Source organism: Agrobacterium tumefaciens (assembly GCF_005221325.1).
Taxonomy (GTDB): Bacteria; Pseudomonadota; Alphaproteobacteria; order Rhizobiales; family Rhizobiaceae; genus Agrobacterium.
The window spans coordinates 2941157-2949438 of record NZ_CP039888.1 but is presented as its reverse complement, the minus strand read 5'-3'; the positions used below and the strand labels follow the sequence as shown (position 1 = coordinate 2949438).

Sequence of the window (8282 nt, the reverse complement as noted above, 5' to 3'; positions counted from 1 at the left end):
GGCCGATTTATCCCCTGCCGCATCTGAGCAAGCTGCATCACATGCCTTTGGTGCGCGGTCCCCATCAGCCACCGCACCCATCGCCAAATTCAATTGCATATTGCCGCCTTTCAAATTGCCAATCATAGCCTGACGATCAAAGATCGACCGCCAGGGATCCCCCTCGTTTATTTCTGCCCCCAGCGTTCCCCTCGAAAGAACGTCAAAGGCGACTACCCGTTTGCGAGTCGGTTATCCCATTTCCCTCTCCCTCATGGAGAGGCCTGCGACACGCTAAAACGCTCCTTTCGTTACAACTTTAAGGCGCATTCTTGAGGACAAAAAGCCCCCGCCCGTTCCGAGACCGAAACGGCACAAAAAGCTCGATGACCTGAAAAAACGGACCTCGAAAGACCCGCCAGCAAGAAGGTGAATATCGTCGATATGTTCATCGAGATAATCTGTGGACTGAGATCCGCACCCCTTGTTGAAATGCATTTAGGCAGGATCATGGGGAGAGATCAATGGCGTTTTTTCTGCAAAAACGTAGATCGGCCATTGACTCACAAAGGCCGTTTTGCATCACCGACGAGGTGCGAAGCAGAATCGCTTATGAATCAATGAGATTCAATTTTGGCAATTTTTGAGAGCCGATTTTACCAAAAAAATAAAAATCTGCTTGACTCAAAACTAGCCGCGACTTCCGTAGAGAAAGCTTCCCATTTTCGGGGAGACCTCCTACAAGTATTTGTTTTTATTGCAATTTTCCTGTCGTCCATCTGACATGCATTTGTCACGTTACGGCAGCAATGGTTAACGGGCAGTTAGAATCACAAAAAGCCCGGTCAAAAGACCAGGCTTTTTGAATAATTATTTGTGATTAGCCGGATTAGGCGGAAAGAGCCTTAACGCGCTGGGCGAGACGCGACACCTTGCGGGATGCGGTGTTGCCGTGCAGAACGCCACGCGTTGCTGCGCGCTGGATCTCAGGCTGAGCTGCCTTCAGAGCTTCGGTGGCGACTGCCAGATCGCCGGTAGCGATTGCTTCCTCGACCTTGCGGATGAAGCCGCGAACGCGCGAACGGCGAGCCTTGTTGACTGCGGTACGGCGAGCGATCTTGCGGGTCGCCTTTTTCGCCGAAGTTGTATTGGCCATGTATGCCTCTCTTCGAATTCAAACCAAATTCCGCAACCAGAGGATCGGGTCGTTCGACGACCTCAGGTAACCCAAGAATGCGGGAGTAATTTCGGACAAGCCGGATGGCTTTCCTTAACCGTGGGCGGGCATATACCGCTAAAGCGCACCCCCGTCAACGCGCAAAACGCTTAAAAGCGCCGATATTCCGAATCCTTAGCGATTCCGGAAAGCGGGTTTGCGCTTTTCGACGAAGGCCGCCATGCCCTCCTTCTGATCCACTGTCGCAAAGAGCGACTGGAAGGCACGTCGTTCATATCTCAGCCCCTCGGCGAGCGGCACCTCAAAGGAGCGGTTAACGCTTTCCTTGGCCATCAGAACGGAAGCACGCGACAGCGAGGCAATGCGTGTCGCGGCCTCCACGGCGACGTCCATGAGGTCTGCAACCGGCACGATCCGCGACACGAGGCCGGCGCGCTCGGCTTCCGCCGCATCCATCATCCGGCCGGTCAGAACCAGGTCCATAGCCTTCGCCTTGCCCACCGCCCGCGTCAGCCGCTGCGATCCGCCCATGCCGGGAATGACGCCGAGGGTGATTTCCGGCTGGCCGAACTTCGCCGTATCCGAAGCGATAATGAAATCGCACATCATCGCCAGCTCGCAGCCGCCGCCGAGCGCAAAACCGGAAACGGCAGCGATAACAGGCTTGCGAGTGGCCGCGACCTCATCCCAGCCGCCGAGGAAATCGCCGACATAGGCATCGACAAAATCCAGTCCCTGCATTTCCTTGATGTCGGCACCGGCCGCAAATGCCTTTTCCGAGCCAGTGATAATGATCGCGCCGATGGAATCATCGGCGGAGAAAGAAGAGAGAATGTGCCGCAGCTCTTTCAGAAGCGCCGAATTGAGGGCGTTGAGCGCCTTGGGGCGGTTGAGCGTGATGACGCCCACCTCATCGCGTTTCTCGACCAGTATCATTTCATAGTCCACGGCAATCTCCCCTTCTCCGTAACTGCTGGCACCGCTATTTCTGGCAGGCGGCGCAATAGAATGTCGAACGACCGGCCTGTACCACCCTTTCAACCGTACCCCCGCAGCCGGGTGTCCGGCAAGGCTGGCCTTCCTGATCGTAGACCGAAAAGGAATGCTGGAAATAACCGAGCGTTCCATCCGTCTGTATATGGTCGCGCAGGGAGGAGCCGCCGGCAGCAATCGCATCCGCGATCACGTCGCGGATTTTCTCCGTCAGATCGATGAGCTGCGCTTTGGGCTTGCCACCTTTCGTCACCAGCGTTCCCGCCGCCCGCAAGGGAGAAAGATGGGCGCGCCAGAGCGCCTCGCAGACATAGATATTGCCGAGGCCGGCAATGACCTTCTGATCCAGCAGCGTGCTTTTCAGGGGCTGGCTTTTGCCCTCAAACCGGCTTGCCAGATAATCGGCGCTCAGCGCGTTGCCTGTCGGCTCCGGTCCAAGCTCCGCAAAGGCGGGGTAGAGGTCAAGCTTGTTGCGCTCCACCAGATGCATGAAGCCGAAGCGGCGCGGATCATTATAGATGACGCAGACACGCTCCTCTCCTTTATCAAGATGAAAGACGACATGGTCATGCTTGCCATCTTTCGAGCGAGCATAATGAAACGCGCCGGGCGCTTCGCCACCCTCGCCCTTTTCCGCCTCGATACGGAACGAGCCCGACATGCCGAGATGGGAAACGATCGTCAGCCCGCCCTCCAGCTCAATGAGAAGATATTTCGCCCTGCGTCCGAGCGAGATGATCGTCTTTCCCTCAATAAGCCCCGCGAAATCCGCTGGAAACGGAAATCGCAGATCCGGACGGCCGAGATGGAGCTTGCGGACCTTTGCGCCTTCCATGGCGGGTGCGAGGCCGCGTCTGACGGTTTCGACTTCTGGCAATTCTGGCATCTGGCTTATCCGACAGTTTATCGTTAGGACCATGTGGTCTATACAGTGCACGCGAAATGTCGCGCCCAGGCGATGCGGCAACAGATAGCGTTGCCATGGCGTTTCCGCTATGGTCCGCCACGCAATAAATATGGAGACAGATGATGACCGACGCCCGTACGACCGCAGAAGGTGGCATGGAAACGTCCTATGGCTTTCACAAGGTGGATGAAGGCAAGAAGCAGGGGCTGGTCAACGAAGTCTTCCACAAGGTCGCCAAGCGCTACGACATCATGAACGACGTGATGTCGGCCGGCCTGCACCGGCTATGGAAGGACGCCATGGTCTCCTCGCTTTCGCCGCGCAAGGATCCTTCCTACAGGATTCTGGACGTGGCGGGCGGCACCGGCGATGTCGCCTTCCGCATCATCGAAGCCTCCAACCGTCTGGCGCATGCCACCGTTCTCGATATCAACGGCTCGATGCTGGCCGTGGGCGAGGAGCGCGCGGCGAAAAAGAAGCTTTCCGACAATCTGACCTTCATCGAGGCCAATGCCGAGGAACTGCCCTTCGACGCGAATACATTCGATGCCTATACGATCGCCTTCGGCATTCGCAACGTGCCGCGCATCGATGTCGCGCTGAAGGAGGCCCACCGCGTGCTGAAACGCGGCGGGCGGCTCCTGGTGCTGGAATTTTCCGAAGTCGATATGCCGCTGCTCGACCGCGTTTATGACGCCTGGTCGTTCAACGCCATTCCGCAATTCGGCAAGATGATCACCGGTGATGCCGAGCCTTATCAATATCTGGTCGAGTCGATCCGCAAATTCCCCAATCAGGAGGATTTTGCCACGATGATCCGCACCGCTGGCTTCTCCCGTGTCACCTATACCAATTACACCGGCGGCATCGCCGCCCTGCATTCCGGCTGGAAACTTTGAGACCCATGGCCGGCAGACGCAGGAGACAAGCATAAGCATGAGCACTTTGGGCGCATATTTCCGCCTCGCAAGGGTTGGCTGGGTTCTCGTGCGCGAAGGCGTCGTGCTGGCTTTGCCGTCCGATGACCTGCCCGCCCCGGCGCAATTGTTGAAAGCCCTGTTGAAGCCCTTCGCCCGCAGCAAGGCCAAGCGGGCGCAGCGCAGCGACCGGCTGGCCGTGGCCGTCGAGCGGCTCGGGCCTTCTTATGTGAAGATGGGCCAGTTTCTCGCCACCCGGCCGGATGTGGTGGGCGCCGATTTCGCCGACGATCTTGCAAGCCTTCAGGACCGCATGGCCTTCTTCCCGGCCGCCGCGGCGAAGGCCAATATCGAAGGTTCGCTCGGACGGTCGGTTTCTGAGCTCTACAGGGAATTCGGCGATCCGATCGCCGCCGCCTCCATCGCCCAGGTGCACCCGGCCATGGTGGATACGCCAAAGGGACCGCGCAAGGTGGCCGTCAAGGTCATTCGCCCCGGCGTGCGCCAGCGTTTCCAGAACGATCTCGAGGCGATGTATCTGATCGCCGACCTGCAGCAACGTTTCGTCCGTTCCGCCCGTCGCCTGCGCCCGGTCGAGGTGACGCGCACGCTGGAGCAGACGACCAAGATCGAGATGGATCTGCGGCTCGAAGCCGCTGCCCTTTCCGAACTTGCCGAAAACACCAAGGACGACCCCGGTTTCCGTGTCCCCGAAGTGGATTGGGAACGCACCGGCCGCGATGTCGTCACCATGGAGTGGATCGACGGCGTCAAGATGTCTGATATCAAGGGGCTGAAGGCCGCCGGTCACGACCTGAACAAGCTGGCCGACACCCTCATCCAGTCGTTCCTGCGGCACACGCTGCGCGACGGCTTTTTCCATGCCGACATGCATCCCGGCAATCTCTTCGTCGATGCTCAGGGCGAGATCGTCGCCGTCGATATGGGCATTGCCGGGCGGCTTGGCAAAAAGGAACGCCGGTTCCTCGCCGAAATCCTCTACGGCTTCATTACCCGCGACTATATGCGGGTGGCGGAAGTGCATTTCGAGGCCGGTTATGTGCCGGGCCACCACGATAAAGCCAGCTTCGCCCAGGCAATCCGCGCCATTGGCGAGCCGATCCACGGCCAGCCCGCCGAGACGATCTCCATGGGCAAGCTCCTGACCCTGCTGTTTGAAGTCACCGAACTCTTCGACATGGAGACGCGGCCCGAACTGGTGATGCTGCAAAAAACCATGGTGGTGGTGGAAGGTGTGTCCCGCATGCTCAATCCGCGCTTCAACATGTGGAAAGCGGCCGATCCGGTCGTCAGCGGCTGGATAAGGGACAATCTCGGCCCGAAACGCGTCGTCGCCGATCTGAAGGACGGCGTGAAGGCGGCTCTCAAACTTGCCGAGGCGGCCCCCGAAATCGCCGCCAAGACGGAGAAATTGCATTCCGATCTGATGTATATGAGCGAGAACGGCTTGCGTTTCGACGCACAGACGGCAGAAGCCATCGGCAAGGCCGAGGCGCGTCATAGCAAATGGGGGCGGGTCGCTCTCTGGGTCATTGCGCTGACACTTGTTTACATTGCGATCAGGGTGAGTTGACCCTGTGAAGGTTGGCATGCGCCATGTTTATGTAATGTATTGGAGCGATAAGGGCCTGATCTTCAAGCGAGACAGGTGATCGATGCGGGTAAGGGCTGCTTTGACGCCTGCGCGGAATTGTGCCGGTGGTTGAGAGCCGAATGATGCCGGACGGGATTTGAGTTTCATGGCAAAAGCGCAGGTAATAAAACAGGCCCTTTCCTATTCTTCGTGGCCGCTCGTCTTTGTGGGCGGCCTCGTGGGATCCTATTTCGCTTTCGCGAGTAGCCATCCGATCGCGGCTTTTCTGGCCGTTTATGCGGGCGCGGTTTTGAGCCTGTTTCTTCTCGAGCGCTATATTCCCTATGAAGTCGAATGGCTTGAGGGTGACGGCGAGACCATGACCAGCATCGGTCACACGCTTTTGACCAAGGGGCTCGTGCAACTTGCTGCCGCCGCAGCGGCAATCTTCCCGATGCTGGCCGCCAATGTGCTGCAGCCGCTCGCGGCCATGCGCTTCGACCTGTGGCCATCGCATCTGCCAATGGTGGTTCAGGTCGCGCTTGCGGTGACGATTGCCGAATTCGGTCTCTACTGGGCCCATCGCATCGCGCATGAAACCGTGTTCTTCTGGCGCTTCCATGCGCTGCATCACAGTGTCGTGCGGCTCTGGGTCGTGAATACCGGCCGGTTCCATGTGGCCGATTCCCTATTCAAGATCGCGCTCAGCCAGATTCCGCTCTATTTCATGGGTGCGCCGCTGCAGGTCTTCTGGTGGCTGGGCGCCGTTACCGCTTTCATCGGCATTTTGACCCATTGCAACGTCGATATGAAAACGGGGCTGCTCGATTACGTCTTCAGCACCCCGCGCCTGCACCGCTGGCACCACTCCAAACAGCTTCCGGAAGGCAATACCAATTACGGCGAGAACCTCGTCATCTTCGATATCATCTTCGGGTCCTACCATAACCCCGACCGGCCCTCGCCCACCGATATCGGCATCAAGGGTGAGATCGCGAAGGGTTTTGTGCCGCAGCTCCTGCAGCCCTTCACCAAAGAGGGCGTCCGCCAGATCATCGGCAAAGACAAGAAGGTGAACTGACGGAAATTATGGGCGAGGCGCGGTATCGATCACGATGCCCAGCTCGCCCCGTAGTTTTTTTGTCAGGCCGGCTGAGACAAGCTCATAGGAACGGCGCACATAGTGCACCAGTTCTTCCTGTTCGAGCGGCGAGTGATCGCCAATCGACACCCATTTGCGCTTGGCAAAATAGGGTGCCTGAGCGATGCCCTCAAGCGAGGTGAGGATTTCGAAGCTCTCTTCGGAGCATTTCACCACCAGCCGCCAGTCTTCCCGTTCGCCCAGTACGGCAAAAACCTTGTCGCCCACCTTGGCCACATGCGAATCCCATTGATCGACAAAACGCACGCCCGGCCATTCGCCAAGCACCCCGTCGAATGTCTTGCGATCGTAAAGGGTCATGCGAGTTTCTCCGCGATAAGGGCTGCCAGACGTTTTGCAACTTCCGCCTTGTCGAGATCGGGCCATGTTTCGACACCATCAGCCGAAATGATCTTCACACTGTTGCGGTCTCCGCCCATGATGCCGGTTTCCGCCGACACGTCATTGGCGACGATGTAGTCCGCGCCCTTGCGATCCCGCTTGGCGCGGCCGTTTTTCTCCACATCCTGCGTTTCGGCGGCGAAACCTACCACCAGCTTCGGCCGCTTTTCATGGTGCCCGACGGTCTTGAGGATATCGGGATTTTCCGTCAGCTGGAGCGCCGGCGGTGCATCACCCGGCTGCTTCTTGATCTTTTGTTCCGAGGAACCCACCACCCGCCAGTCGGCGACGGCGGCGACCATGACGGCGATATCCGCAGGAAGCCTTGAGATTACCGCATCGCGCATCTCCTCGGCCCGCTCGACATGGATCGTCGTGACCCCGGTGGGATCGGCGATGGTCACGGGGCCGGAAACCAGCGTAACCTCCGCCCCCAGTGCCGCGAGAGCCGCTGCAATGGCATGGCCCTGCTTGCCGGACGAGCGGTTGGCGATATACCGCACCGGATCGATCGGCTCATGCGTAGGCCCTGACGTGACGATCGCCGTTTTGCCCTTGAGCGGCTTGGGGCTGCCATCCAGCAGCGATAAGACGGCATCGACGATCTGCAAAGGCTCTGCCATGCGGCCAAGACCGGCCTCGCCCTTCTCCGCCATCTCGCCGGCCATGGGCCCGATGAAAAACACGCCATCCTTCTTCAGCGTTTCGACATTGCGCGTCGTTGGTTTCGCCGACCACATTTTCGGATTCATGGCCGGTGCAACAAGCACCTTGCGATCCGTCGCGAGAAGGACTGCGGAGGCAAGATCGTCAGCCAAGCCATGCGCCATCTTCGCCATCAGATCGGCAGTGGCGGGTGCCACCAGCACGAGATCGCAATCGCGCGCCAGCCTGATATGGCCGACATCCTGCTCGTCCTGTCTGGAAAAAAGTTCGGTAAAGACATGGGTGGCGGAGAGTGCCCCGACGGCAAGCGGCGTGACGAATTCCTGCGCGCCCTTCGTCATGACAGGCGTGACCTTCGCGCCGCGCTCCTTCAGGCGGCGGATGAGATCGAGGCTCTTATAAGCCGCGATACCGCCTGATATGATGAGGAGAATATGTTTGCCTGAAAGCGTCATGATGCCGGACCAGTTTCCCGTTTCACCCGGAAACTAAGCCCTTGGCATACA

Annotated in this window: 8 protein-coding genes; 3 read left to right on the top strand and 5 right to left on the bottom strand. The window is 58.6% G+C overall.

Translation table 11 applies throughout. The annotated features are described in order from the left end of the window. Positions 1-868: 868 nt before the first annotated feature. From rpsT to mutM, 3 genes are all read right to left on the bottom strand, one after another. Positions 869-1135, bottom strand: coding sequence for a 30S ribosomal protein S20 (gene rpsT / locus CFBP5499_RS14980; RefSeq protein ID WP_006310170.1), 267 nt, complete (start codon positions 1133-1135; stop codon positions 869-871). 195 nt (positions 1136-1330) lie between these two features. After that, positions 1331-2092 carry an enoyl-CoA hydratase gene (locus CFBP5499_RS14975; protein ID WP_080826748.1) on the bottom strand — a complete coding sequence of 254 codons (762 nt, stop codon included), beginning with the start codon at positions 2090-2092 and terminating at the stop codon, positions 1331-1333. Positions 2093-2138: 46 nt separating this feature from the next. Beyond that, positions 2139-3035 (bottom strand): bifunctional DNA-formamidopyrimidine glycosylase/DNA-(apurinic or apyrimidinic site) lyase, encoded by an 897-nt coding sequence (gene mutM / locus CFBP5499_RS14970; RefSeq protein ID WP_080826749.1) that lies wholly within the window; start codon positions 3033-3035, stop codon positions 2139-2141. Positions 3036-3178: 143 nt separating this feature from the next. On the opposite strand from mutM, the gene ubiE reads away from it, so the two are divergent. The 3 genes from ubiE (at position 3179) to CFBP5499_RS14955 (ending at position 6648) form a co-directional block, all read left to right on the top strand. After that, positions 3179-3955, top strand: coding sequence for a bifunctional demethylmenaquinone methyltransferase/2-methoxy-6-polyprenyl-1,4-benzoquinol methylase UbiE (ubiE, locus tag CFBP5499_RS14965; protein ID WP_080827510.1), 777 nt, complete (start codon positions 3179-3181; stop codon positions 3953-3955). Positions 3956-3992: 37 nt separating this feature from the next. After that, entirely contained in the window at positions 3993-5567 is a 1575-nt protein-coding gene (gene ubiB / locus CFBP5499_RS14960) for a 2-polyprenylphenol 6-hydroxylase (protein ID WP_080826750.1), read from the top strand. Positions 5568-5733: 166 nt separating this feature from the next. After that, complete coding sequence (locus CFBP5499_RS14955; protein ID WP_080826751.1) at positions 5734-6648, top strand: sterol desaturase family protein; 915 nt, start codon at positions 5734-5736, stop codon at positions 6646-6648. Positions 6649-6654: 6 nt separating this feature from the next. On the opposite strand, the gene CFBP5499_RS14950 is transcribed toward CFBP5499_RS14955, so the two are convergent. Then, the gene (locus CFBP5499_RS14950) at positions 6655-7029 is read right to left on the bottom strand and encodes an MmcQ/YjbR family DNA-binding protein (protein ID WP_080826752.1); all 375 of its coding nucleotides are present in this window, start codon (positions 7027-7029) and stop codon (positions 6655-6657) included. Further along, positions 7026-8231 (bottom strand): bifunctional phosphopantothenoylcysteine decarboxylase/phosphopantothenate--cysteine ligase CoaBC, encoded by a 1206-nt coding sequence (coaBC, locus tag CFBP5499_RS14945; protein WP_080826753.1) that lies wholly within the window; start codon positions 8229-8231, stop codon positions 7026-7028. The genes CFBP5499_RS14950 and coaBC overlap by 4 nt, the downstream gene beginning before the upstream one ends. Positions 8232-8282: the final 51 nt, after the last annotated feature.

Coding starts and splice junctions, on each gene's coding strand:
- rpsT (WP_006310170.1), bottom strand. CDS start 1,135: ATGGCCAATACAACTTCGGCGAAAAAGGCGACCCGCAAGATCGCTCGC.
- CFBP5499_RS14975 (WP_080826748.1), bottom strand. CDS start 2,092: ATGATACTGGTCGAGAAACGCGATGAGGTGGGCGTCATCACGCTCAAC.
- mutM (WP_080826749.1), bottom strand. CDS start 3,035: ATGCCAGAATTGCCAGAAGTCGAAACCGTCAGACGCGGCCTCGCACCC.
- ubiE (WP_080827510.1), top strand. CDS start 3,179: ATGACCGACGCCCGTACGACCGCAGAAGGTGGCATGGAAACGTCCTAT.
- ubiB (WP_080826750.1), top strand. CDS start 3,993: ATGAGCACTTTGGGCGCATATTTCCGCCTCGCAAGGGTTGGCTGGGTT.
- CFBP5499_RS14955 (WP_080826751.1), top strand. CDS start 5,734: ATGGCAAAAGCGCAGGTAATAAAACAGGCCCTTTCCTATTCTTCGTGG.
- CFBP5499_RS14950 (WP_080826752.1), bottom strand. CDS start 7,029: ATGACCCTTTACGATCGCAAGACATTCGACGGGGTGCTTGGCGAATGG.
- coaBC (WP_080826753.1), bottom strand. CDS start 8,231: ATGACGCTTTCAGGCAAACATATTCTCCTCATCATATCAGGCGGTATC.